Annotated in this window: 20 protein-coding genes; 5 read left to right on the top strand and 15 right to left on the bottom strand. The window is 43.6% G+C overall.

Annotated features, from left to right (window positions below):
* Window positions 1-76 precede the first annotated feature (76 nt).
* Genes secE through pbp2a form a run of 3 tightly spaced genes read right to left on the bottom strand, consistent with a single transcriptional unit; the run spans window position 77 to window position 2,821 of the window.
* Window positions 77-259, bottom strand: a complete 183-nt coding sequence (secE, locus tag JOC28_RS02955; RefSeq protein WP_205009156.1) for a preprotein translocase subunit SecE — start codon at window positions 257-259, stop codon at window positions 77-79.
* Between the two features lie 14 nt (window positions 260-273).
* Entirely contained in the window at window positions 274-426 is a 153-nt protein-coding gene (gene rpmG, locus JOC28_RS02950) for a 50S ribosomal protein L33 (protein ID WP_205009155.1), read from the bottom strand.
* Between the two features lie 49 nt (window positions 427-475).
* Window positions 476-2,821 carry a penicillin-binding protein PBP2A gene (pbp2a, locus tag JOC28_RS02945; protein ID WP_205009154.1) on the bottom strand — a complete coding sequence of 782 codons (2,346 nt, stop codon included), beginning with the start codon at window positions 2,819-2,821 and terminating at the stop codon, window positions 476-478.
* Window positions 2,822-2,917: 96 nt separating this feature from the next.
* Here pbp2a and JOC28_RS02940 point away from each other — a divergent pair, with 96 nt between their 5' ends.
* On the top strand, window positions 2,918-3,787 hold the full coding sequence (locus JOC28_RS02940) for an RluA family pseudouridine synthase (RefSeq protein WP_205009153.1): 870 nt from the start codon (window positions 2,918-2,920) through the stop codon (window positions 3,785-3,787).
* A gap of 404 nt (window positions 3,788-4,191) precedes the next feature.
* Here JOC28_RS02940 and JOC28_RS02935 read toward each other — a convergent pair whose 3' ends face one another.
* The 4 genes from JOC28_RS02935 to treP form a co-directional block, all read right to left on the bottom strand.
* A complete protein-coding gene (locus tag JOC28_RS02935; RefSeq protein ID WP_239548825.1) occupies window positions 4,192-5,094 on the bottom strand; it encodes a peptidoglycan recognition protein family protein in 903 nt (300 codons plus the stop codon).
* 183 nt (window positions 5,095-5,277) lie between these two features.
* Window positions 5,278-7,173 carry a M13 family metallopeptidase gene (locus JOC28_RS02930; RefSeq protein ID WP_205009151.1) on the bottom strand — a complete coding sequence of 632 codons (1,896 nt, stop codon included), beginning with the start codon at window positions 7,171-7,173 and terminating at the stop codon, window positions 5,278-5,280.
* 262 nt (window positions 7,174-7,435) lie between these two features.
* Window positions 7,436-9,061, bottom strand: coding sequence for an alpha,alpha-phosphotrehalase (gene treC, locus JOC28_RS02925; RefSeq protein ID WP_205009150.1), 1,626 nt, complete (start codon window positions 9,059-9,061; stop codon window positions 7,436-7,438).
* A 47-nt stretch (window positions 9,062-9,108) separates the two neighbouring features.
* A complete protein-coding gene (gene treP, locus JOC28_RS02920; protein ID WP_205009149.1) occupies window positions 9,109-11,127 on the bottom strand; it encodes a PTS system trehalose-specific EIIBC component in 2,019 nt (672 codons plus the stop codon).
* Window positions 11,128-11,282: 155 nt separating this feature from the next.
* Between treP and treR the strand changes: the two genes are divergently transcribed.
* On the top strand, window positions 11,283-11,993 hold the full coding sequence (gene treR, locus JOC28_RS02915) for a trehalose operon repressor (protein ID WP_205009148.1): 711 nt from the start codon (window positions 11,283-11,285) through the stop codon (window positions 11,991-11,993).
* 362 nt (window positions 11,994-12,355) lie between these two features.
* Here the strand turns inward: treR and JOC28_RS02910 are convergent, their stop codons facing one another.
* The 3 genes from JOC28_RS02910 to JOC28_RS02900 all read right to left on the bottom strand — a co-directional run bounded on the left by JOC28_RS02910 (window position 12,356) and on the right by JOC28_RS02900 (window position 16,209).
* Window positions 12,356-13,087, bottom strand: coding sequence for an SH3 domain-containing protein (locus JOC28_RS02910; RefSeq protein ID WP_205009147.1), 732 nt, complete (start codon window positions 13,085-13,087; stop codon window positions 12,356-12,358).
* A 64-nt stretch (window positions 13,088-13,151) separates the two neighbouring features.
* The gene (dtd, locus tag JOC28_RS02905) at window positions 13,152-13,592 is read right to left on the bottom strand and encodes a D-aminoacyl-tRNA deacylase (RefSeq protein WP_205009146.1); all 441 of its coding nucleotides are present in this window, start codon (window positions 13,590-13,592) and stop codon (window positions 13,152-13,154) included.
* A 397-nt stretch (window positions 13,593-13,989) separates the two neighbouring features.
* Entirely contained in the window at window positions 13,990-16,209 is a 2,220-nt protein-coding gene (locus JOC28_RS02900) for a RelA/SpoT family protein (protein WP_205009145.1), read from the bottom strand.
* Between the two features lie 277 nt (window positions 16,210-16,486).
* On the opposite strand from JOC28_RS02900, the gene JOC28_RS02895 reads away from it, so the two are divergent.
* From JOC28_RS02895 to JOC28_RS02885, 3 genes are all read left to right on the top strand, one after another.
* A complete protein-coding gene (locus JOC28_RS02895; RefSeq protein WP_205009144.1) occupies window positions 16,487-19,024 on the top strand; it encodes a bifunctional 2',3'-cyclic-nucleotide 2'-phosphodiesterase/3'-nucleotidase in 2,538 nt (845 codons plus the stop codon).
* 467 nt (window positions 19,025-19,491) lie between these two features.
* A complete protein-coding gene (nrdI, locus tag JOC28_RS02890) occupies window positions 19,492-19,944 on the top strand; it encodes a class Ib ribonucleoside-diphosphate reductase assembly flavoprotein NrdI (RefSeq protein WP_205009143.1) in 453 nt (150 codons plus the stop codon).
* A 9-nt stretch (window positions 19,945-19,953) separates the two neighbouring features.
* Window positions 19,954-20,991, top strand: a complete 1,038-nt coding sequence (locus JOC28_RS02885) for a M42 family metallopeptidase (RefSeq protein ID WP_205009142.1) — start codon at window positions 19,954-19,956, stop codon at window positions 20,989-20,991.
* Between the two features lie 27 nt (window positions 20,992-21,018).
* On the opposite strand, the gene JOC28_RS02880 is transcribed toward JOC28_RS02885, so the two are convergent.
* From JOC28_RS02880 to JOC28_RS02860, 5 genes are all read right to left on the bottom strand, one after another.
* Window positions 21,019-21,972, bottom strand: a complete 954-nt coding sequence (locus JOC28_RS02880; protein ID WP_205009141.1) for a sensor histidine kinase — start codon at window positions 21,970-21,972, stop codon at window positions 21,019-21,021.
* Window positions 21,969-22,631 carry a response regulator transcription factor gene (locus tag JOC28_RS02875; RefSeq protein ID WP_205009140.1) on the bottom strand — a complete coding sequence of 221 codons (663 nt, stop codon included), beginning with the start codon at window positions 22,629-22,631 and terminating at the stop codon, window positions 21,969-21,971. The genes JOC28_RS02880 and JOC28_RS02875 overlap by 4 nt, the downstream gene beginning before the upstream one ends.
* A gap of 399 nt (window positions 22,632-23,030) precedes the next feature.
* Complete coding sequence (locus JOC28_RS02870) at window positions 23,031-24,992, bottom strand: FtsX-like permease family protein (protein WP_205009139.1); 1,962 nt, start codon at window positions 24,990-24,992, stop codon at window positions 23,031-23,033.
* A gap of 1 nt (window position 24,993) precedes the next feature.
* Window positions 24,994-25,746, bottom strand: coding sequence for an ABC transporter ATP-binding protein (locus tag JOC28_RS02865; RefSeq protein WP_205009138.1), 753 nt, complete (start codon window positions 25,744-25,746; stop codon window positions 24,994-24,996).
* Between the two features lie 30 nt (window positions 25,747-25,776).
* Entirely contained in the window at window positions 25,777-26,421 is a 645-nt protein-coding gene (locus tag JOC28_RS02860) for a NisI/SpaI family lantibiotic immunity lipoprotein (protein WP_205009137.1), read from the bottom strand.
* Window positions 26,422-26,597: the final 176 nt, after the last annotated feature.

The raw sequence follows: 26,597 nt of genomic DNA, 5'->3' as shown, positions 1-26,597 counted from the left end.
TGCTTAATTATTTAGTCAACCCACTACAGTTGACAAAGAGCCGATTCTCTCTCGTACTTAATTATTAGTCAACCCACTACAGTTGACAAAGAGCCAATAATTCAACCACACCGAATGAAATCAATTTATCAAAGAGATAAATAACAACGGTGAAGAAGAAGGTGTATTCTAAAACTGATAGATAATCTTTCCAGCGTTGGGCACGACTTGGCCAAGTCGTATCCTTCAACACCTTAAAAACTCCTGGAATAAATTTCACAATCGTTTCCTCTCTTAGCGTGTTTCTTTGTGTAGGGTGTATTTTTTACAATGTTTACAAAACTTATTAACTTCTAGACGTGTTGGTTTTGGATTGCTACTAACTCCGATTGAGTAGTTGCGGCTTCCACATTCTGCACACGCTAGACTTGCTTTTTTCTGTGCCATAGATGCCTCCGTAACCTTTATTTTAACATGCTTGATAGATTTTGGCAAGTTAGTTAATCTGGCTACTGAACCAATTTGACACGTTATTCCAGGCATCCTTGACAGCATTTCCAGCATCATTTAGAGCCTGTCCGATAGAATCGCCTGCGCTTTGAGCAGAATCTTGGATATTAGACCAGACGTCTGATGATGAGCTATCAGAAGTTTCAGATTGGCTGCTACCCGTATTATAAGTGAGGGCTATGCCATTTTGGCTATAAGCATTCTCCACTGTGAAGCTAGTGCCTGCTGTGTATGGCAAGACTGCGCTAGCTACATCGCTAAAGAGGGTTGAAGCTGTACCTGAGCTGGCATCTGTCAGGTAGTGATTTTCATCTGTCGAATCATAACCCAACCACTGACTGATAACCACATCTGGAGTGTAACCGATAACCCATTGGTCACTAGTCAAGTCAGCATTAAAGCTGGTTTCCACTGTACCAGTCTTACCTGCGAGCGTATAGCCGTAGGCATTGGCATTGATGGCAGAACCATTTGAGAAGGTACCTAGCATCATGCTGGTCATCTTGTTGGCAGCAGATTCACTCATGACACGTGTTTCTGACTGCTTAAATTCAGCAACTGTTTCACCACTAGCTGTCTCAATCTTAGTGATCAAGTGGGCTGTCGGCATAACACCACCATTGGCAAAGGTTGCATAGGCCTGTGCCATTTCAAGCGGATTGGTTGTCACGCTACCACCGAGGGCAACACCCAATTCCTTATTAGCCTTATCCATATTAAGACCGAATTTTTCACCGTAGGTGAAGGCCTTGTTCACACCCATTTCATTGAGCAGGTAAACAGCTGGGATATTATAAGAATTTGCTAGGGCCTGATACATGGGAACAGATTCTGACTCGATACCAGCATAGTTGGTCGGTGCATAGCCATCATAGTCTTGAACCGTATTTGGTAGCTCAGTATTGATAGCATAGCCTGAAACAATAGCTGGTGTGTAGACAACTAGAGGCTTGATGGTTGAACCTGGGCTTCTAGCAGCCTGAGTGGCATAGTTGTAGCTTCTAAAGGTTGCGCTGGTCGAACCGACACGCCCAACCAAGCCCCAGACGGCTCCAGTTTTGGGATCCATGGCTACGCTGGCAGCTTGAGCTGACTCACCATCATAATCCGATGTTGGGAAGTAGGCACCATTATCAAAGAGGCTCTGCATATTGCTTTGGAAATTTTGATCCAACTCAGTGTAAATCTTATAACCGTTGTTGACAATGTCATCCTCTGAAATACCATAGGTCTGCTCCGCTTCTTGAATGACAGCGTCAAAGTAAGATGCGTACTGGTAATCATCACTGGTACCAGTATAGGCATCGTTAAGGCGACTGGACATATCCACTTCTGAAGCTGATTTTGCCTCATTTTCTGAAATCTTACCTGCGTCAACCATGGCCTGAAGAACGGTATTGCGACGGTTCGTAGCGTTTTCAACCGAATAAATCGGATTATAAATCTCTGGTCCTTTAAGCATACCAGCTAGAGTGGCTGCCTCATCCAAGGTCAATTCAGCTGCGCTGACACCAAAGTATTTCTTACTAGCGTCTTCGATACCCCAGACAGAATTTCCAAAGTAGGCATTATTGAGATACATAGTCAGGATGTCATCCTTACTGTATTTCTTGGTCAATTCAAGCGCCAAGAAGAACTCTTTTGCCTTACGAGTGATGGTCTGTTCCTGAGTCAGATAGGCATTTTTAGCCAACTGCTGAGTGATGGTTGACCCTCCTCCGAAACGACCCATGGTAAAGGTAGCCAGTAGGAAACGAGACAGGTTAATCCCGTTATTCTCATAGAAGGTCCTATCTTCTGTTGCAACAACAGCATTTTTCATATTATCGCTGATGGCATCCAGCTCCACATAGGTCCCTTTCTGTCCAGAAAGACTACCGACTTGTTGCTGATCCTTATCATAGATAATGGTCGTCGCCTTAAGAGCGTCTTGAAGGTCGGAGACATTGGTTGACTTGGCAACATAGAAAAGGTAAGAACCGATGGCTAGGACACCGACTCCCATCAGGAGAAGCAAAATTTTTCCCACATGGTAGCGACGCCAGAAGCGACGAATCCATGATTTTTTAGAAGGGACAAGCTTGCGCATCCAGACCAATTGAGGGAATTTGGCAAAGAACTTATCTGACCAAGTTTCCTTGACCTTGCTGCGCTGGTATTGACTGCTAGGACGCTCCTCCTTGGAAGCTGATTCTTGAAGCTCATCAGTTTTTGGCTGATCAACCTCTTCTAGCCCTTCTTTCTTTTTCTGTTTTTCTTTTGAAGACAGTTTCTGGGAGAGTTTTTGTTTCCAAGCTCCTGTCTGTTCTTTTAATTTTTCAATCCATTTCATAAGGGTATTATATCAATAAAGTCTTAAAATCCAGAAGAAAAACATCTTTTGGGGAATTTGCCTCCATTTTGCCACACTTTTTGTTACAATATGCCTATGCAATTTACCATTACCATTCCCCCAAAAATGGCCAACACGACGGTCAAAGATCTACTAGAAGAGCACTGGCTGGTGCCTCGAAAAATTCGTCATTTCTTACGCACCAAGAAACACCTTCTGGTCAATGGACAAGCAATCAATTGGCAGAGCCCTGTCAAGGCAGGTGATGTCATTTCACTGACATTTGATCAGGAAGATTATCCACAAAAGACGATTCCTTTTGGAAAAGCGGAGCTGGTTGACTGTCTTTATCAAGATGAGCACCTAATCATCGTTAACAAGCCAGAAGGTATGAAAACGCACGGCAATGCTCCCCAAGAAATCGCCCTCCTCAACCACGTCTCAGCCTTTGTCGGACAGACCTGCTATGTGGTCCACAGACTGGATATGGAGACTAGCGGAGCTGTTATTTTCGCTAAGAATCCTTTTGTGCTGCCTATCCTCAATCGTCTGCTGGAAGATAAACTGATTCAGCGCAGCTATTGGGCTCTGGCTGAAGGGCTCATGACTAGCAAGCAAGTCACCTACCGTGATAAGATTGGGCGAGACCGCCATGACCGTCGTAAACGTCTGGTTGACAGCAAAAACGGTCAGACTGCAACTACCATCGTGACCAAACTCAAAGAATACCCAAGCGCCAGTCTGGTCAAATGTCAGCTCAAGACAGGACGAACCCACCAAATCCGCGTCCACCTCAGCCACCATGGGCATGCCATCATCGGCGACCCTCTTTACAGCAGGAAAGCTGCGCCTAGACTCATGCTCCATGCCTACCAACTCAGCTTGACACATCCCTTTACACTAGAGTCAATCACTGTCAAGGCAGCGTCAAGTAGCTTTGAGAAGGTCTTGAAGAGTTATGAATAGCAAAAGAACCCCAACAAAATTGTTTGGGGTTCTCAGAATGTAGACAAACCTAACTTTCAACGGAATTGGATACAAAAGCTCTGCTTGTTTAAAATAGATGACCGATTTTTGCGAGCGGGAGTGCTAAGACAGTCTGGGAGACTGTCTTAGGCATTTACCAGATACTTCCGCCGTGATGAAAGTGTAAGAAATGCCTTTATAAAATCATTTCTTACACTCGGAATATTTGAGAGTGAAACAGTCCAGTGGACTGTTTCAGGTCTGAGCTTTGAAACTGGAAAGCTAAGAGTCTCAAATGGAATTCCACTGATACCTGAAATCATCCACTGGATAATTTCACCTGACGTCCGACATCACTTAAGGAAAGTATCGAAAAAAGACTTTGTCTTCAACCAGAGAACCAATTAAAGTTGATTATAGTAAGCCTGAACGAGCTCAACAAAATCCTCAGCATCATAGCTTGTTCCAAAATATCTTTGAGCGGCTTCTGTCCAGTAATCGGTCGGATCGACATGGTCAGTTCCACCCAGATAGTTGCTAACCATCTCATGTGTCCAAACGGTACCTGTACCGTCTTCCTGACCAAGTGTCACAGGAAGATTATACTTTTTCAACATATAGGCGGTGTAGTAGGCGGCATTGGCTAACTGTTCGGCAAAACCGCTGGCGCTATTTTCATGTGTCATTTCAAACTGGATATAGTAGGGATTCGCCTTGCTACCGGCTCCCTGAGCTTCATAATCCTCATCAGCGATACGCAAGATTGTATCACTATCAATAAAGGCATGCACAAAGACACCATCCGTATCATAGTGTTTGACCATATAGTTGACTTCACTGTCAATGGTCGAATTATCCGTCCCAGTATCATGGATAATGACTCCGATAGGATTGCCATCATCAGTCTTATAGGCAGACTGTTCAAAGCTATCCTCCAGCTCATCTGTTATCTCTGTTACAGGATAATCAAGATTATCAGCAATATAGGCATTGATGGTATTTTCCTGCTCTAGAGAAAGCTGCGCAGCGTCAATATAATAGGTCTGTCCATCCATGTCAAAGGCTGCCAAGGTCGTCTCTTCTCCCTTCAGGCTAGCCCCATAGTAATAGGCACTTATCTCAATCTCTGTATTTTGAGATAAGCTGATGCTAGAACCATCACTGGTATAAGCAAGAGCACTGCTTTCTGAAACTAGGGCAGTCTCTGAAACGGTGTAGACCTCTTCACTTGATAGGGCAATTGTTCCTGTTCTTCCCCAGAAAAACCAGATTCCCACTCCAAAAATGACGATAAAACCAGTAATCATACTAACTAAAGCTTTAGTTGATAAATTTGAAAACCAATAATTTCTTTTTTTCCTTTGTCGTCTAGACATCTCAATATTCTCAGGCATAGGACCTATGATAACAAATAAAACTTAAAAAACGATTAGCCATACACTCTAAATCAAAATCTCTCGCAGTCAAAACTGTGAGAGATTCTTTTTCTATTACCAGATAATGACACGATCTGCTTGGTCACGCCACATGCCGTCTCCCTCTTTGACATCAAATGTGTCATGGAAGTCATCGAAGTTGGCAACTTGAACATTGGTACGTAATTTACCTGGAGCGTGAACGTCGATTGAGACTAGCAGTTGAAGATACTCTTCACGCGCCTTCATACGCCAGATTGTCGCAAAGTTGACAAAGTATTCTTCTGCTGAGAAGTCTGCTTCTTTCTTAGCAGCTTCTAGCGCTGCGGCAAGACCGCCAAGGTCTGCCACATTTTCAGAAACGGTCAATTTACCGTTAACCTTAGCCCCTGCAAATTCAATACCGTCAAATTGTGCCACAACCTTATCTGTACGCTCTTGGAAAGCAGCATAGTCTTCTTCTGTCCACCAGTTGTTGAGGCTACCATTTTCATCAAAGGATGCTCCGTTAGTGTCGAAGGCATGTGAAATCTCATGGGCAATAACTGCACCGATACCGCCGTAGTTGGCTGATGAGCTCTGCTCGATTGAGTAGAATGGCGCCTGCAAGATAGCAGCAGGGAAGACGATTTGGTTTTGTTGCGGATCATAGTAGGCATTGACCATGTGAGCTGGCATGTGCCATTCGCTACGGTCAACAGGCTGGTTCCACTTGCTCCATGAATGTGCGATAGAGATTTTCGCCAAGTTCTGAGCATTTTCCACCAAAGAAAGCGACTCATCGACAACCTTCTTAGCATAGGTCGCTGGCAATTTCTCAGGATAGCCGATGTGAGGTGTGATAACATTGAGCTTGGTGATCGCCTTGTCACGTGTCTCAGGCTTGAGCCAAGTGTTTTGTGACAAGCGGTCCTTGTAAACCTCAATCATAGTTGCCACCTTGCTCTCCACGTCCGCCTTAGCCTCTGGCGAGAATTTTTCACCCGCATACCAGAGACCCAAAGCCTGATTGAAAGGTCCTTGCGCCAAGTAGAAGGCTGCTTTTCTCTTATCTTGTGCCTGAGGGGTTCCTGACAAAGCTCTGCCATATGCTCCAGAAAGTACACGGATCTCATCAGTAAGATATGAGGTATAGCCAGTCGCTGCGCCTTTGACCAAGACAGCTTTCAAAAGCTCCCAGTTCTCTTCTGAATAATAGTCAGCCGCAAACTCTGTCCAAAAACGCTCCTCTGGAACGATAATCTTATCAGGCAATTGACCCAAAATCTCAGTGAAGAAATCGTCCAATGGCAACTCTGGAACCAATTTGGTAAAATCAGCCCAGTCATAAGGGTGATAGAGTTTAGCGTACTCTGATGACTCTTCGCTTGAGAGAACGTATTGAGCCAACTTAGCATCAAGAGCAATAATTTTGTCCAGCATATCCTTGATTTCCTCAGCTGTGAAATCAAACTTAGCTAGTAATTCTTCCTGACATTGACGCCAAGTAGCTAGCAATTCCTTACCTTTTTCATTTCCTTCTGCATAGTAGGTTGTATCAGGCAAGATTGTTCCTGGTGCTTCAGCCCAGAGAACATTGAGCTGGGCATTCATAAAGTCTGGTGAGACTCCAAAAGGCAGCAGATTAGGTTTCCCTGCCAATTCAAACTCAGCCAAGTGGCTAGTGAAATCCTTAAAGCTCTCGAGTGCCTGATACTCCGCAATCAAAGGCTTAACAGGCTCAACACCCAAAGCCTCACGAGTCTCAAAGTCAGAAACCAGCTTGTGGAATTTGACAAAGTTAGCCAAAATCTCATCTTGAGGAAGATTTTTTCCTTCCAACCAAGCATCCGTTGTTTCCAACATCAGCTCCTCAATCTCATCAGCCAAGTCAGAAAAACCACCTGTACGAGGCTTATCATCAGGAATGACCGCAGTCTTTTCCCACTCGCCATTGATGGCATCGAAAAAATCATCTTGTAAACGTACCATAAGTCACAACTCCGAGTTACCTTAGTAACTCAACCTTTCTGTTCTATATATTTCTATTGTAACACGCTTTCATAAATATTGTTGTTTCAAGACTATCTAGAATAGTCTTTACTAGCGAAAAAGAGAGCTCAAAATAGGATTTGAAACTCCCTTTGTTTTTATAGTGGATTGAGAAAGAGATAGGACTAGGCAAGGAGCGAAAGAATAGAACTGGTCTTCATCAAAGCGACTTAACGCCGTCCTAACCTTTATTCAATTCACTTCATTTCCCTAAAATAGCAATGGTCTGATAGCCTTCTAGGCGAATGCTTTCCTTGACCTCAGCTTTATCATAGTTGCTGATAAGCACCTGTCCTGCCTGATAGCTCTTTGGAAGGTCAAGCGTGATTGGCTCAGCGTAAAAATTATTCAGAACCAATAATTTATGTCCTTGCCATTCGCGTTCAAAAGCGTAGACCTGCTTACTATCTGTAAAGGCTGCCTTATAACTTCCTTCTGAGATGATGTCTTCTTCCTTGCGCAGGCGAATCAGCTCCTTATAGAAGTTAAAGATAGGACCATCTTTTTCACTGGCAACATTGATATCAGCGTAGCTTTTTCCCACCTGCAACCAAGGCTGACCAGTGGTAAAACCTGCATTTGGGCTAGCGTCCCACTGCATAGGTGTGCGGGCATTGTCACGGGATTTTTTCTTGATAATGGCTAGCGCTTCCTGCTCAGTCTTACCATCTGCAGTCATGATGTCAAAGGCATTGAGGCTTTCGACATCCACATAGTCGCTGAGGCTATCAAAATCAGGATCCAGCATACCGATTTCTTCCCCCTGGTAAATGTAAGGAGTTCCACGAGATAGATGAATAGCTGCCGCTAGCATGGTAGCACCCTCATTGCGGAAATTCTTAACATCAACAAAACGACTTAGGGCACGCGGTTGGTCATGGCAGGTCCAAAAGAGGGCATTCCAGCCGCCACCTTGATCCATACCCTCACCCCAAGTGTGGAAGAGGCTGCGCAATTCTTCAAAATCAAAGGCCTTCTGTGTCCATTTTTGCCCATCTTGGTAGTCCACCTTGAGGTGGTGAAAATTGAAGGTCATGTCAAGCTCTTGACGGTCTGGATTGGTGTAGAGGATGCAATTATCAACAGTTGTGGCAGACATTTCTCCGACCGTCATCAAACTGTCATCCTGACCGAAGCTAGCTTCATTGAGCATGTGGAGGTAGTCATGGTTGATAGGTCTGTCAGTATAGGCTGGTTTCCCATCATTGATTGGGCAGTCTTCTAATACCTCATCTTTACCAATCAGATTGATAACATCAAAGCGGAAGCCCTTGACACCCTTATCACGCCAGAAGTTGACAACCTTGTAAAGCTCTTCACGGACATTGGGATTACGCCAGTCTAGGTCTGCCTGAGTAACATCAAAAAGATGGAGGTAGTATTTGCCAGTATCACCAAAAGGTGCCCAGGCATTGCCACCAAATTTAGATACCCAGTCAGTCGGCTGGTCTCTCAAGATAAAGAAATCCTGATAATATTTATCCCCTGCAAGAGCCTTTTGGAACCACTCATGCTCCGTCGAACAGTGATTGAGCACCATATCCAGCATAAAGCCGATACCTAGTTCCTCTCCTCGTGCAACCATTTCTTCAAAGTCTGCCATAGTCCCAAAATCTGGATTGATAGCTGTGTAGTCTGATACATCATAACCATTGTCTCTCTGAGGACTTGGGTAGAAAGGATTAAGCCAAATCAGGTCAATCCCAAGATCAGCTAGGTAGGGCAACTTCTCGATAATACCACGCAAGTCACCGACACCATTTCCAGTCGTATCTTTAAATGATTTTGGATAAAGTTGGTAGACAACCTTTTTCTTATCAATTGTCATTATGGTCTCCTTATAAAGTGAGAAAGGAACTGTACAGTTCCTCTCTTCTAGATTTTACTTGTAGATAGCAGAGCTTGGCCTGCTTTAACGTCCATTGGTAAGTTTTCTGGTATATCCAGTTGGAAATCGTTCTGGTTAGTCACGATAACTGGTGTTTCTGTTGGGAAACCTGCTGCCTTGATAGCCTCAATGTCAAAACTAATCAGTGACTGACCAACACGGACACGGTCACCTTGCTTGACATGTGCTGTAAAGTGCTGACCATCTAGGTTGACAGTATCCATACCGATATGCATCAGCATTTCAAGACCTTGGTCTGTTACCAGTCCAATAGCATGTTTGGTTGGGAAGAGAACTGAGACAACACCTTCTACTGGCGCCAGCAATTCTCCCTCGCTAGGATCGATAACCAAACCACTTCCCATCACACCTTGGGCAAAGACAGGGTCAACCGCTGTTGACAAGGCACGAGCTTGACCTGTCAAAGGACTTACAACCTCAACAATGGTTCCTTTTTCAACCTGCGCAGCTTCTTGCGCTTCAGCGATAGCCTCAACCTGAGGTGATTTAACAGTTTCATCCTCAGCCTTTGTAAAGAGACCCATCTTACGGAAAATCATGGTAAGGGCAAATGGTACCACGATAGCAACCAACATCAAGAGGGCAAAGATTCCCATGTATTTTGCTTGGATTGACAAGATACCTGGCAGTCCTCCGATACCGATAGCGTTAGCTGTGACATTGAAGGTCGTTGAAAGAAGCCCTGCAATTCCTGAACCAATCATACCCGCAACAAATGGGTAAACATACTTCACATTGACACCGAAGAGAGCTGGCTCAGTAACACCAAGATAGGCTGAAATAGCTGCTGGAAGGGCAATCTGTGCTTCACGTTCATCACGACGATTCATCCAGTAGTATGACAAAACAGCTGAGCCTTGAGCGATATTTGACAAGGCAATCATTGGCCAGAGGGCAGTACCACCTGCATCCGCAATCAACTGAGTATCAATGGCATTGGTCATGTGGTGAAGACCAGTGATAACCAGTGGCGCATAGAGGGCACCAAAGATGGCACCGAACAACCATTTGAATGAGCCAGTCAAACCAGCAAGAACGATTGTTGAAATCCATTGTCCGATTGTCCAACCAATTGGTCCCAAGACCGTGTGAGCCAAAATAAGAGCTGGAATCAATGACAAGAAGGGTACGAAAATCATTGAAACCACTTCTGGAATACGTTTACGCCAGAAGATCTCAAGATAAGAGAGGGCAAGTCCTGCTAGGAGGGCTGGAATAACCTGTGCCTGATAACCAATTTTTTGAATTTGGAAGTAACCAAAGTCCCAAACCCAATCTTTCATGATTTCCGCATGTGATGTACTGGCAACATTATAGGCGTTGAGCAATTGGTTTGGTGAAATCAAACAGATACCCAAAACGATACCCAAGATTTGGCTTGTCCCCATCTTACGAGAAACTGACCAAACAATCCCTACTGGAAGGTAGTGGAAGATTGCCTCACCCGGCAACCAGAGGAAGGAATTGACACCTGACCAGAATTGAGATACATCGACGATAGTATTGTAGACTGGCTGCCCTGAACTTGTGACCTGCTTAACGCCGTCAACTACTTTCTGTCCAAGCCATTCCATTTGAACACCTTCAAGGACATTTCTAAAGCCAAGAATCAAACCACCAACGATGATGGCTGGAATGATTGGTGTAAAGATTTCCGCCAACATGGTCATGACACGTTGGATTGGATTTTGATGGCTCTTTGCTGCTGATTTGGCAGCTTCTTTTGAAACGCCTTCAATTCCGGAAACAGCTGTAAAGTCATTATAAAAGACTGGTACGTCATTTCCGATGATAACTTGGAACTGACCTGCATTGGTAAAGGTCCCCTTAACAGATGGAATTGTCTCGATGCTCTTAACATCAGCCTTGGCTGGATCACCTAGAACAAAACGCATACGTGTTGCACAGTGGGTTACTGCTGACACATTTTCTTTGCCACCGATAGCCTCTAAGAGGGCCTTGGCATCATTTTCAAATTTCCCCATAATTTCTTCCTTTTTTCATTTGAAATACTTAACAAGATTATTGTAAGCGATAACAAACTTGTAGGCAAGTTGATTGGTAATTTTTAGGCAAAATGCGGAGCTTTTTCAAAATTTGTATGCTAAAATATAGACATATTTTAAACAAAGGATCCCAAATGAAAAAATACGAATCCATCTATCACCAGCTCAGCCAAGAAATCAAGAGTGGTATCTTTGAAGCTGGCAGCTACCTCCCCACTGAACTTGAACTAGTCAAGCGATTTCAGGTTAGCCGAGATACCATCCGTAAAGCCTTGGAACATCTGTCTCAAGACGGCTATATCAGTAAAAAGCAGGGCAGTGGCTCACTGGTGCTCAGCCAGGAGCAATTTCAATTTCCAGTATCGGACCTGACTTCCTATCAGGAACTGGTTGAGGCGCAGGGCATTCACTCTAAAACAACAGTTATCACAGTGGATAAGGTTATTATCGACCAAGAGCTGGCAAAATTAACTGGCTTTGCCCTCTACGATCGAGCTTGGCGCATCGTTCGCCAGCGTCTGGTTGACGATTTGGCCTCTGTGCTGGACATCGACTACCTCTTGATAGATTTGGTCCCAACTATGACTAGGGACATAGCAGAGCATTCCATCTATGCCTATTTGGAAAATGAACTACACCTACCAATCGCTAGCGCTCAGAAGGAAATTACTATCGACCAGACCAGCGAGACCGACCGATTGCTACTTGATTTGGGATCAGACCATCATGTCGTCCGAGTCCAATCCAAAGGCTTTTTAGCCAATCAAGTTCAATTCCAATTCACAGAAAGCAGACATAAGCTAGACAAATTTAAATTCATCGACTATGCTGTCCGCAAACACTGATTGTGACCGTTCTCTATCACGAACTCTAAAAACCAAAAACAGACTGGAAAAATCCAGTCTGTTCAGAATGTAGACAAACCTAACTTTCAAAGGAATTGGATACAAAAGCTCTGCTTGTTTAAAATAAATTTTCCGATTTCATGCGAGCGTTAGCGAGCACCCAAAAGATACTTCCGCCGTGATGAAAGTATAAGAAATGCTTTTATATAGGCATTTCTTATACTCGGAATGTTTGAGACATGAGGCTCAAACATTAGTCATGGAATTCCGAAGGAAGTCGCTGACGTCCGACATCACTTAAGGAAAGTATCGAAAAAAACTTTGTCTTCAACCAGAACAGACTGGAAAATCCAGTCTGTTTTTTAGTCTTCCATGAGAACATAACGTCTCTCACCAGTTGTACTGAGGTAAGATAGCCACTGCTTCTTACCTGATGTAACAATTTGATCGTAATTGATAGTCTGACCAGCGCTGTAAGTCGCTACTGTCTTAGCAGAGGTGTCTGGACTATTTTTGACATCTGCCGATGCCGTCAAGGTATAGGTTCCTGAGCTTTCTTTTACATTAGAATCGCTGCTTGATGACGAATCAGTCTCTCCTGAATCCGTCAGACTGGTAGCTGTTGACACCTTAAAATAAGGATCATCTTCTGTACTAATATTGCTAGCAATAACAATAGAATCCTGATCCTGTTTGCTATTATTAACCACATTGGCTACCCCAGCAGGATAAAACCAGATTCCTGCACCATCACGATAGGCATCCGATGCTCCAGAGCTATTGGTCAAAATAGCACGCGCATAGCCATCCTTATAAGCTACGCTACTAATCTTATTCTTAGCAGGACTGACCATGCCCTTGCTATCGAAAATAATGGTTAAGCCTGCACTATTCTCCCAAGTCCCCGTCAAGCTGGTATAATCACCATTTGAAATAGCAGTCGGATCCATCTTGAGATTGGTCAAATCAATTGAAGTGGATGAACTACTTGAACTGGTCTTATTGATAGGATTTTGATTAAGGCTAATTATCATGAGTAACCAGGGGAGAGCGAGTCCGATTGCTCCCAAGGCTAGTCCTGTCTTCTTATTCATACCTCTATTGTACTAAACTTTTGGATTGCATGCAAAGGCATACATTAAAAAATCACAATATTTATTACTCTTTCGTATCCAAAATAATGGTCACAGGACCGTCATTAACCAGACTGACCTGCATATCCGCCCCAAAGACGCCTGTCTTCACTGGCAAATGCTGCGCTAGCTTTTCATTAAAAGCATCGTAGAGTTTACTTGCCAAATCAGGCTTAGCCGCCTTGGTAAAGGCAGGGCGATTGCCCTTTTTAGTCTCCGCAAAGAGCGTAAACTGAGAAATAGACAGAATCTCTCCTTCTACGTCCAGAACTGACAAGTTCATCTTGCCAGCCTCATCAGAGAAAATACGCATATTGACCAGCTTTCTCACAGCATAGTCCAAATCTGCCTCAGTATCCTCAGGACCTACCCCAACCAAAAGCAAAAGCCCTCTTTCAACAGCTCCCTTGACCTGACCGTCAATCGATACCGAAGCTTCAGTCACACGTTGAATAATAAGTTTCATAACATGATACAAAGGGACGTTCCAGCTTGGCTGGTCTTTCCGTAGAAAAATAGGAAAGCTAACGAAGATGCTTTAGCATCTAGGAAGATTTATCTTTTTTCATAGGAAATTAGTCCCGTGTTCTAATTCCTTTCTATGATACAAAGGGACGGTTCGGTTTACCGAAAATTTTCGTATGAGTAAAACAGTTCAGTGAACTGTTTTAGATTTGAGCCTGGAAACTCAAGAGCGAAAATAGGAAACTGGCGATGTAGGCTTGCCTACAAGACAGTTTATCTTTTTCACTAGAAAATTAGTCCCGTGTTCTATTCCTTTCTATAACACAAAGCTCTGCCAGTTTAAAATCACAAAACAATCTTAAACCAGCGGAGCCTTTTATCTCAATAACATCTTATGTTTACCCATTCGTACGTTTAACGCTATAAACGTCTGGGATGATTTTAATCTTATCAACAAGGCTGGTCAATTCTGCCAAGTTTGGAATATTGAAGCTGACATGGATATTGGCAAACTTCATGTCCTTAGTTGGTTGAGCATTGACAGTCGAGATACTCTTGGTCGCATTGGATAGGATTTGAAGGACATCGTTGAGGAGACCTGAACGGTTAAGACCATAAATATCGATCTCAGCCAAGTATTCCTTGCTGGCGTTATCACTGTCCCACTCAACCTCAATCAGGCGTTGCTCATAGCCTTCCTGACTCTTGATATTGTGACAGTCGGCACGGTGAATGGCAACTCCACGACCTTTAGTGATATAACCCTCAATCTCATCACCTGGCACTGGATTACAGCACTTGGCGATACGCATGAGAAGACCTGATGCTCCTTGAATGATGACACCATTCTCACTCTTGACCTTGAGAACTTCCTTCTTCTCGGTCTTGATTTCGCCACCGTTAAGCAATTCGTCAGCCTCAGCCTTAGCCTTGGCACGCTCTTCCTCACGACGCTCTTTTTCAGTCAACTTATTAAAGACAGAAGCAGGGCTGATTTCCCCAAAACCGACCGCCGCATAGAGAGCTTCCTCACTGCGGACGCTAAGACGCGGTAAAATCTCTTCGATATGCTTTTTGTCCAGATATTTGTTGGCAACATAACCCTGCTCTTGGAAATAGCTGAGCAGCATATCACGTCCCTTGTTGACCGACATTTCCTTGTCTTGGTTCTTGAAGAACTGACGGATCTTGTTACGAGCCTTGGTTGTCTTAACAATCTTAATCCAGTCACGACTTGGACCGAAGGAATTACTGTTGGTCACAATCTCAACCACATCACCTGTCTTGAGTTTGGCAGTCAAAGGCACCATACGTCCGTTGACCTTGGCACCTGTCGCCTTCTCTCCGACCTGAGTATGGATAGCGTAGGCAAAATCGATAGGACCAGAATCTTTAGGCAATTCCTGCACAGCACCTGTCGGTGTAAAGACATAGATACGCTCTGAGAAGATATCTTCCTTGACCGAATCAACAAAGTTCATGGCATCGCCATCAGAAGCATCCTGCAATTCAACCAAATCCTTGATCCAGTTCATGCCGACAGCTTGTTCTTTGCTGTCAACCTTGGCAGTGATACCTTTCTTGTAAGCCCAGTGAGCTGCAACCCCGTACTCAGCCACTTGGTGCATTTCCTTGGTACGGATTTGAATCTCGATAGGACCCTTTGGACCGTAGACAGTGGTGTGGATAGACTGGTAGCCATTAGCCTTTGGATTGGCAATATAGTCTTTGAAACGACCAGGCATTGGACGCCAGAGCTCATGAATATAACCTAACATGGCATAGACATCACTATGCGTCTCCATGACACAGCGGATAGCAATCAAATCGAAAATCTGATCAAAGCGTTTCTTCTTATCACGCATTTTGCGATAGATAGAATAGATGTGCTTAGGACGACCATAAACATCCCCAAAGAGTCCCTGTTCCTGCGTTGTTGACTTGATTTTATCAACAATCTCATCCACCAAGGCCTCACGTTCACGGCGTTTTTCGGTCATCATGTGTGAAATCTTGTAAAACTCAACCTCATTGAGGTAGCGGAAGGACATGTCTTCCAATTCCCACTTGATGGTACTAATCCCCAAACGGTGAGCCAGTGGTGCGTAGATTTCCATGGTTTCACGTGAAATACGCTTCTGCTTATCAGGACGCAAGTGCTTAAGCGTACGCATGTTGTGAAGACGGTCAGCCAGCTTAACCAAGATAACACGGATGTCCTTAGACATGGCCATAAGCATCTTGCGGTGATTTTCAGCCAGCTGCTCTTCATGAGACTTGTACTCTACCTTACCGAGCTTGGTCACCCCATCGACAATATCACGAACATCCTTACCAAAGTCAAATTCGATATCATCCAGTGTAATATCGGTATCTTCAACCACATCGTGCAAAAAGCCACAGGCTACGGTACAAGCATCTAGATGCAGACCTGCTAGGATACCCGCTACTTGGATAGGGTGGATAATATAGGGTTCCCCTGATTTCCGAAATTGAAGGGAGTGAGCAGCCGTTGCGTATTCCAAAGCCTTTTGGACAAAGGCGACATCTGTCTGACTCATATACTGAGCCGTCAAGGCAACGACTTCTTCTCCTGTTAAATTGACCTCTTTTACCATACTTAGTCCTCTTTTTACTAGAAAATAATAATATTGTTACCTATTTTACCACTTTTTAATGCAAAAGGAAAAAAGACTTGGCTATAAAATCCACAGTCCTAAAAAGATAGACTCTTTTAAGAAAGGCTTGATTCTAAACCTCTACCAAATCGAACAATATATCCATTAAATTTTAAAAATATTCGCCTTTGAAACGCAATTCTTCTTTGAAAGCTTGATGAATAGGTTTTCATTTTATATAATAGCTAAGAAAAGAAATTAGAAAAAGGAAATGTTTATGGCAAAATCTTATATCCCCAAAAGTGCAGTCCTACTGTCTGCACTTGTTTTAGCAACTTCTAGTCAACTTGTAAAGGCTGACGAGGTTGAAACAACACGTCCCACTGACACAACTGAAGTTGTGACAAGTAGCGACACTAGTGCTACTGAAGCCAGTGCTAACAGCACCCTTACAGATAGCAGTCTTGATGCAAATGCAACGAGCTCTGCTCAGACTACTGCTGATGCTAGTGCAGAAACAAATATTAGCACAAGCCCAGTGGCTGACAGCTCTGCTATTGCTACAAGTACAGAAAATCTGGAAGAAAGCGGTCAAGTAGCTAGCCCAGTCACGGAAGCCACAACTGCAAGCAGCAACGACAGCACGACAAGTCAGGCAGTCGAAGGTGAGAGTGTCAATGTTCGCATCCTTTCTACAACGGACCTCCACACCAACCTTGTCAACTACGACTACTATCAAGACAAGGCATCTCAGTCTGTTGGTTTGGCAAAAACAGCTGTGCTGATTGAGGCGGCTAAGGCTGAAAATAGCAATGTTGTCCTTGTTGACAATGGGGATATTATCCAAGGCACACCACTTGGAACTTACGAAGCTATCATCGATCCCGTTCAAGCTGACGAAGAACACCCTATGTACCAAGCCTTGAATGCGCTAGGTTACGATGCTTCTACCCTTGGTAACCACGAATTTAACTACGGTTTGGATTTCCTCGGTCGTCTGATTGCCACAGCAAATCTTCCAATCGTCAATGCCAATGTCTTGGACGCAACGACTAAGGAACCTCTTTACAAGACTTACGAAATCATTACCAAAACCTTTACAGATACAGAAGGAAAACCTGTGACCCTCAAAATTGGTATCACAGGAATTGTGCCTCCTCAGATCTTGAGCTGGGATAAGGCAAATCTTGAAGGTAAGGTTATTGTTGAAGATTCTGTCCAAGCTATCACTAAGGTTGTTCCAGAAATGCGTCAAGCTGGCGCTGATATCGTCCTTGTCCTCTCTCACTCAGGTATCGGAGATGATCAATATGAAGTTGGCGAGGAAAATGAAGGCTACCAAATCGCTGGTATTGAAGGTGTTGATGCTGTTGTCACAGGTCACTCTCATGCAACCTTCCCATCAGGCGACGGGACAGGAAGTTACGAATCCCTTCCTGGTGTTGATGGCATCAACGGTAAAATCAACGGCACTCCAGTAACCATGGCAGGTAAATACGGTGACCACCTCGGTATTATCGACCTATCACTTACCTACACAGACGGTAAATGGCAGGTCACAGACAGCAAGGGACAAATCCGTAAAATCGATACCAAATCAGATGTTGCTGATAGCCGAGTAATTGAAATCGCACAAGAAGCACACAACGGTACTATTGCCTATGTCCGTCAAGAAGTCGGAACAACAACTGCTCCTATCAACAGCTACTTTGCTCTCGTTCAAGACGACCCTTCTATTCAAATCGTTAATAATGCCCAACTTTGGTATGCTAAGCAAGAACTAGCAGGAACTGAGTATGCTAACCTTCCGCTTCTTTCAGCAGCTGCGCCATTCAAGGCAGGAACTCGTAACGATGCGACAGCCTATACTGACATTCCAGCAGGGCCTATTGCCATCAAGAATGTAGCCGACCTCTATCTCTACGACAATGTCGCTGCTATCTTGAAAATCACTGGTGCCGACTTGAAAGAATGGTTGGAAATGTCAGCAGGACAATTTAACCAAGTGGATCCAACTAGCACAGAACCACAAAACCTCGTTAATACCGACTATCGTACCTACAACTTTGATGTGATTGACGGCGTGACTTACGAGTATGACATCACACAACCTAACAAGTATGACAAGGACGGTAAATTGGTCAATGCTGACGCTAGTCGTGTCCGTAACCTAAAATACCAAGGTCAGGATGTCACTGATGATCAGGAATTCATGGTTATCAGCAACAACTACCGTGCTAGCGGTAACTTCCCAGGTGTTAGAAATGCCAGCGTCAACTATCTCCTCAATCTTGAAAATCGCCAAGTTATTATCAACTATATCGTTGCAGAGAAGACAATCAATCCATCTGCGGATGCCAACTGGACTTTCACAGACAGCATCAAGGGGCTAGATCTTCGCTTCCTCACTGCTGACACTGCTCAAAGCCTTATCAGCAATATGGCAAATATTAACTACTTGGGAGCTTCTGACAGCGAAGGTTTTGGTGTCTTCCAATTTGTCTATGTTGAAAAAGCTAAAGACGACAGTCAAGACAGCACTGACACTAATGATCAGAACCAAAATCAAGATCCTACAAACAAGCAAAGCTTAAGCGAAGAAACTAAACAGGACATCTATCAGACAGTTGCTAAAGCCTATCAAGAAACACTAGCTCAAAAACAAACAGTAGCCAAATCTGCTAAGCAAACACCAACTGCTGAGCAGAATCAACTCCCTCAAACAGCTAGCCAAGAAGGTAATGCACTCAGTCTTTTGGGACTTAGCATCCTTGGACTCCTAGGATTTACAAGCATCAAAAAACGCAAACAGTGAACCATTAAGACTGAGTTAGTCTTAATGTAGACAAACCTTCAACAGAATTGGATACAAAAACTCTGCTTATTTAAAATTAATGACCGATTTATACGAGCGGAGTGCTAAAACAGTCTTCCAAACTGTTTTAGGTGGGGAATAGAGAAAGCATAGCTTTCATCAAGACTGTCTGGGAGGCTTTCTTAGGCATTTACTTGATACTTCCGCCGTGATGAAAGTGTGAGAAATGCTTTTAAATAGGCATTTCTCACACTCGGAATATTTGAGACTTTAGGCTCAAATATTAGTCATGGAATTCCGTAGGGATTCGCTGACGTCCGACATCACTTAAGGAAAGTATCGAAAAAAACTTTGTATTCAGCCAGAACTGAGTTAGTTAAGACTGACTCAGTTCTTTTTCTGCTCGTTGAAAAAGACACCCTCTCGTGCTAAAATAAAAACAAGAATTTCACAGAAAAGAGAAGCCTATGTCTCAACTAACCATCGTTTTTATCAGTCTCAGTGGCAATACGCTCAGCTTTGTCAAACGACTCTCTGACTACCTTGCCTTTCAAAATATCACAACTCGACAAATCAATATCAAAGAATTGGATCACCAAACCTTCCCTGTCGAAGAGCCTTTTGTCGCTATCTTGCCCACCTATCTTGAAGGGGGAAATGGTGTTGACACAGGAGATGTCGAGATTTTGACCAATCCTCTGGATGACTTTATCGCTAGTCATGACAACTACCGCAACTGCTTTGGTATCATCGGTTCAGGCAACCGCAACTTCAACAACCAGTATTGTCTGACTGCCAAACAATATAGTAAACGCTTTGGCTTCCCAATGCTGGGCGACTTCGAGTTGCGTGGCACCATCTCAGATATCGAACGCCTAGCTGCCATCATCTTAGAAGCGCAGGCAAATTTTTCAAAATAAGGAGACTTTATGAAAACAACCGTTGATTATATCACTAAACTGACCAATACCCCATCACCAACAGGCTTTACCCGCAAAATCATGGACTATGTTCAAGCTGAAATCCAATCTTTCGGCTATGATGTCACAAGAACCAACAAGGGTGGGCTTATGGTCTCTGTCAAAGGGAAAGATGACAGTAAACACCGTATCGTAACAGCCCATCTGGATACTCTTGGTGCCATGGTTCGTGCCATCAAACCTGACGGTCGTCTCAAACTCGCCTTGGTCGGTGGTTTTGTCTACAATGCCATCGAAGGGGAAAATTGTACCGTTCACGTGGCTAAAAACGGTAGAGAAATTTCAGGAACTATCCTTATCCACCAAACTTCTGTCCATGTCTATCGCGATGCTGGAACTGCTGAACGTACGCAGGACAATATGGAAATTCGTCTAGATGAAAAAGTAACCACTGCCGAAGAAACACGCGCTCTAGGCATCGAAGTCGGAGACTTCATCTCCTTTGACCCTCGTGTTGTAGTCACTGAGTCAGGCTTTATCAAATCTCGTCACCTTGATGACAAGGTCAGCGCAGCTATTCTCATCGAACTGCTTAAAACCTACAAAGAAGAAAATGTGCAGTTGCCACACACCACTCACTTCTACTTCTCAGCCTTTGAGGAGGTCGGTCACGGTGCCAATTCAAGCCTGCCAGCTCAAGCCGTTGAGTATCTGGCGGTTGACATGGGAGCCATGGGAGACGATCAGGCTACTGATGAGTACACCGTCTCAATCTGTGTCAAGGACGGCTCTGGTCCCTACCACTATGAGCTTCGCCAGCACATGGTTGCCCTTTGCCAAGCCAACGACATTCCTTATAAACTAGACATCTACCCTTACTACGGTAGCGATGCCTCTGCTGCCATGCGTGCAGGTGCCGAAGTCAAACACGCCCTACTCGGCGCTGGTATCGAATCTAGCCACTCTTACGAGCGCACACATACAGACTCCGTCCAAGCAACCGAACGCCTAGTTGACGCCTACCTCAAGAGCCCAGTTATTGATTAAGACAGAAAAAAGAAGTTAATCCTGCGATTAACTTCTTTTTTCTGTCTTAAGGATACGAACAGTCGTTCCTATATCAATCTGACTGTCTATCTTGATGTCTAAGGTCAGGCTATCCAGAATTTGTTTCGAGATATAGAGTCCTAGTCCTGTCGCCTTCTTATGCTCATGTCCGTTAAAGCCTGTGAAGCCTTCTTCAAACAAGCGAGGGAGGTCTTCTTCTAAGATACCAATTCCCTGATCTTGAAGGCTGATTTCCTGGTCTCTTATCTGAATATGGATCTGTCCACCTTTTTTGGAATACTTGATGGCATTATCTAGGATTTGTCCCAAGGCAAAGCTCAGCCATTTGCCATCAGTAACCAAGAGCCAGTCCCCATCTACTGTCACCGAGAGTTCCTTGGCTAAGCAAGATACGGCATTCTTTTTGACCAAGTCCAAAACGAGACGGCGCACCGAAACCTGCTCAAATCGAAAATCATCCTTGTGCTGATGAAACTTCAGGTAGGTCAGCAGAGTCTCAACATACTGCTGAAGATACGTGAGCTGTTGATCCACCTCAGACTGCTCTAAACGATTGGTTTGGCTCATCAGAGATAGAGCTGATAAGGGGACCTTCATCTGATGAGACCAGAGCTTAATCATGGCCTGGCTCTGTTCTAGTTGCGACTTGATTTGAGCATAATCTTCGTCGCTTAAGCGCTTCTGCTTCATCAAAAGCTCCCTATAAGCAAGGTCGCTTGGTCTTAGGTTGAAATCAAAGCTGTCGCTATCTCTCAAATCTCTCAGCGTCAGCATTTTCCGTGAAAACTGGTAGTATTGAAAGGCAGAAAACAAGCTAAAAAGGACCAAGTTGAAAACCAAGCTCATCCCAAAATAAGCCATGGGTAACTGGTAGAGGTAAAAGGTAGCGTAAAATAGGAAAAGTAAGACCATGTAGGTAATATACCAAGCCAGATACTCTTTAAAAAACTTCAAAATCATTGTAATAAATAGCCTACTCCTCTCACCGTATGGATATGATTAAAGCCAATTGATGTGACCTTCTTGCGCAATCTCGTCATATTAACACTGAGGGTATTTTGATCGATAAAATCCTCATGCTCCCACAGTTTTTTTAGGAGGGTTTCCTTAGGGACAACCTGACCTAGACTGGCAAATAAAATCGTTAGAATCTTATTCTCAGTCGGGGAGAGATTAACAGACTGGCCCTTTCCAGATAGGATCCCTTCATGATTGAGGCTGAATTCCTCCAGTTGATAAGTGTCTGTACTGAACTGTTGGACACGTCTTAGAAAGGCTGACAACTTGGCTTCCAAAACAGTTAGGGAAAAGGGCTTGGAAATAAAATCATCACCACCCATATTCAGAGCCATGACCATATCCATCTCATCATCACTCGATGAGATAAAGATAATGGGAACCGTCTGCGTTTTACGAATCTCTGTTGTCCAGTAAAAACCGTTAAAGTAGGGAAGTGTAATATCCATCAGGATAAGATCTGGTCTGACCTCATCAATCTCCTGCTTGATCGCTCGGAAATTCTGAACACGGTAAATCGTATAGGACTGAGACAAATGGTCAGTCAACAAGTCAAGAATAGTCTGATCATCTTCTACAATAAAAATTTTACTCACTGTCATGGTCCCCCTTTTTCTTTTATTCTAGCAAAAAAGCGACGAAAAATCGTCACTTCAGAATGTAGACAAACCTAATTTTCAACGGAATTGGCTACAAAAGCTCTGCTTGTTTAAAATAAATGACCTATTTCATGCGAGCGTGAGTGCTAAGACAGTCTGGGAGACTGTCTTAGGAATTTACCCGATACTTCCGCCGTGATGAAAGTGTAAGAAATGCCTATATAAAAGCATTTCTTACACTCGGAATATTTGAGACACTTGGCTCAAATATTAGTCATGGAATTCCCTGGTTTCCTGAAATCATCCACTGGATAATTTCACCTGACGTCCGACATCACTTAAGGAAAGTATCGAAAAAAGACTTTGTCTTCAACAAGAAACGACGAAAAATCGTCACTTTATTTATCTCTCGATGAGTTTATAGTAGGTTCTGCTTGTTGCCTTATAGATAACAAAGTAGAAGATCCCAATGACTACTACCGTAAGGCTGCTGACTAGATAGACCATACTATTATTCATGACACCAAAGGTAAGAAGCATCTGTTTGAGCATTGGTGTTGCGACAGCATAGTCCAAGCTAGCTAGTAACAAGGGCATAAAGAAGAGGAGGAACAGTTGAGAACTGATGGTCTTTTTCACCTGTGAACGACTCATCCCTACCTCTTGTAAAATACGGTAGGACTTCCTATCTTCGTGACCTTCGGCATATTGCTTGTAGTAGATAATCAAAGCAGCACCCAGCAAGAAACTAGTTCCCAGAAGAACACCTGTGAACAAGAAACCTCCAGAAAAACCATAGACACTATCCAGAAACTCCTGACGCGTTTCAACCGTTCCAATACTGTTACCTTGATTATCTGTTAGAATTCCTTGCTTAATAGACAGTTTTGAAAGCTCTGACTGACTAAGATCAACCTGAATCGTATAAGTTGTTGCCACGGTTGCTACCTTGTTCATATAAGCATCAAAGTTAGCTTTGATCTGATTTGCAACCTCTGCATTGGCAACAACAAGAAGAGAAGCATTATAGGTTGTCTGAAGTTCTGGAAAGATAGCTGTTTTCAGATTACTTACCTCAAAGGTCTGTCCAAAGAGAGTCAAACTGTTGAGCTTGCTCTCTCCCTTCAAACCATAAAAGAGGGCTTGATTATCTGTTAGCTCTGCTATTTGATTACCCAAACGACGGAAATCATCTTGAGTAATCAGGTAGGTAAATGTCAGATTACCATAACCTAGATTTTCAAAAGTCTGGGCATCTACTGTGACTGACCGAGTCTCCGCTTCAAGAGGCAAACTGATAAAGCTACTTGTATAGGTAACGGTGTCCTTATTGCCCACCTTATCTGTCAAGACCTGATCAAGCAAGTCCCCATGATCACCATAATCTGTAATACCGTCTAAGGTAATGGCTGTATTTTTGATAAAACGACTGCTAGCCAAGAACTGGCTATTGGTATAGAGGGCTACCGTCGTTCCTATGGTTACTAGAGACATGACTGCTAGTAACGTGATACTGGCTAGTCCAACGGCATTCTGCTTCATTCTAAAAAGCATCTGCGAGATTGGAATGAAATGCCTTGGATTATAGTAGTAAGCCTTATTGCGACGGCGCCATTTCAAATACCAGGCGATAAAACTGATGTAGAAGAGATAGGTCCCCACAATAACAAAGATAACTGCAAAGAAAAAGCGCATAATGACAAGAAGTGAGCTCAGTTTCGTTGACGTCAGAGCAATATAGTAGCCCACTCCCAGACTGGCAAGCCCCAGAAAGGCTAGGATAATATTTCCCCTTGGCTCACGCTCGCCCTCACTAGTCTTACGAAAGAGCTCCAGCGGACTGGTCTTAAGAATTCGTCGAAGTCCCACCAGCTCCAGCACTAGAAAAATACCTGTAAAAATCAGGATATTTAGGATAAATGGCAGAGCTGAGTAAGTCATAATCAACTGATCATAGTGAATCAAATTCACAAAAATCAAATAGAGAAAATTAGCAAAAACAGCGCTAAAAAGACTACCAAACACAAGCAAGAGTACATAGATAATCCCCAACTCTAAGCTGGCAATAAGACCAACTTGACGCTTGTTCATCCCCAAAACATTATAGAGTCCAAATTCGCGGCTCCTTTGCTTCATGAGAATATTGTAGCTATAAACCTCCATAATCAGAGAGAATAAACTTAGAACAACCACGCCAAGTCCTAAGATAATCCCTCCTGTTGACATACTCTTACCGATAGGACTAAATAAGATTAGAAGAGTTGAACAGCTGATTGAAAAGAGAATCAAGCTTGCCAACATAAAGGGCAGATAATGTTGTAGGGACTTGACCAAATTTGACTTAGCAAGTTTCACATAAAACATCCTAGTCACCTCCTAACAGGGCTGTCATCGTCAAGGAGATATCCTTGCTAAACTCTTGGTTGGTCTTATTGCCACGATAAATCTGGTGGAAAATTCGTCCATCTTTAATAAACAGAACACGTTTAGCATGACTAGCCGCATTGGCTGAGTGAGTTACCATGAGGATGGTCTGTCCTGCATCGTTTATGCTTTCAAAAAGACTAAGCAAGTCTTCCGAATTACGATAGTCCAGCGCAGCCGTTGGCTCATCTGCCAGAAGAAGTAAGGGATTGCTAATCAGGCTTCGAGCAATTGCCACGCGCTGCTTTTGACCACCAGACAGTTCAAAAGGACGTTTATTTAAGATTGCTTCAATACCTAGACTCGGTGCAAGCTGCTGCAAACGACTCTCCATCTCATGATGACTCTTACGAGCCAATACCAAGGGTAGAAAAATATTGTCACGAATAGATAGGGTATCTAAGAGATTGAAATCTTGAAAGACAAAACCAAGATTTTTTAAGCGAAAATCAGCCAGCTTACGCTCCTTGATGCCTGTGATATCTTTACCTGCCAACAAGACTGAGCCCTTGCTAGGCTTGTCCAGCGTAGCAATGATATTGAGCAGGGTCGTCTTACCAGAACCTGATTCACCCATGATCGCGATAAATTCACCATCTTGAACCTTGAAGTCCACATCCTGCAAAGCTCTGGTCTCCTCTTTTGAAAAACGCGTACGATAGACCTTTTCTAAATGATTGATTTCTAATAACATCTTTTTCCTCTTTTCTTTCTTCCTAGCACCCTAGGCCTTATCTTCTATAAGACGATGATAAGCGCCATTGATATCTACGGCAAATCCGCCATCTGCCGTCTGGTAAATATCTCCGTAAAACCAAGTTTCTCGCTCAGCAATATCCTTGCCACCCCAGTCAATCCGATTTAAGTCCTCATTGGTCAAGACCTTTCCTGTCTGACTGTCAAAGGTGCGACTTTCTGACAAGTTGCTAACATAGTCGGTCAGGCTTTCCTCACCTACTACTGTATCAGAAATTTGCCACTTTTTTTCATCAGAAACAAGAAAATGACAATCCTCATCTGAAATCTGAAAATGCTGATGAGACTTACCCTCAAGCAAGGTCTCAAGATCCAAAGGACTAGAGCTATCTTTCACTAGGCGATAGTAATCATCATCTATCCCAATAACAAGCCCTTCCTTACTAGCGTAGATTCCATTGATGGCAAGACTGGTCTCATCCTTGATCACCAACTTATAGACTGCTTTAACCGACTTCTCAAGCTCCGACTGGGAAACCTTCTGCTGATCTATCTGGTAGGTTTGCCCAGAAAAGGTCACCTCCTGATAGTCCTTTGAAAAAGTCACACCCGTTGACTGACAAGCTGTCAAAAGAAATAAAGCAGCTATCAACAAACTCACTTTCTTAATCATTGCCACTCTTCTTTCTAAAACAAGCCGCCAAAACCGATATGAAAACCAGACCAACAATCACCAAGCTATACCGCAACTTTCCCATACTCAACCTCACTTCCTAGCCTTGATTCTTTGGGACGTCCCACTTACTTTTGCTTATGGTTTTAGTTTACAGGAAAATAGCAGAGCTAACC

The sequence above is a fragment of the Streptococcus loxodontisalivarius genome (assembly GCF_016908645.1).
In the GTDB taxonomy this organism is placed as follows: Bacteria; Bacillota; Bacilli; order Lactobacillales; family Streptococcaceae; genus Streptococcus; species Streptococcus loxodontisalivarius.
The sequence above is the reverse complement of the archived record's forward strand: the minus strand, read 5'-3'. Positions and strand labels throughout refer to the sequence as shown.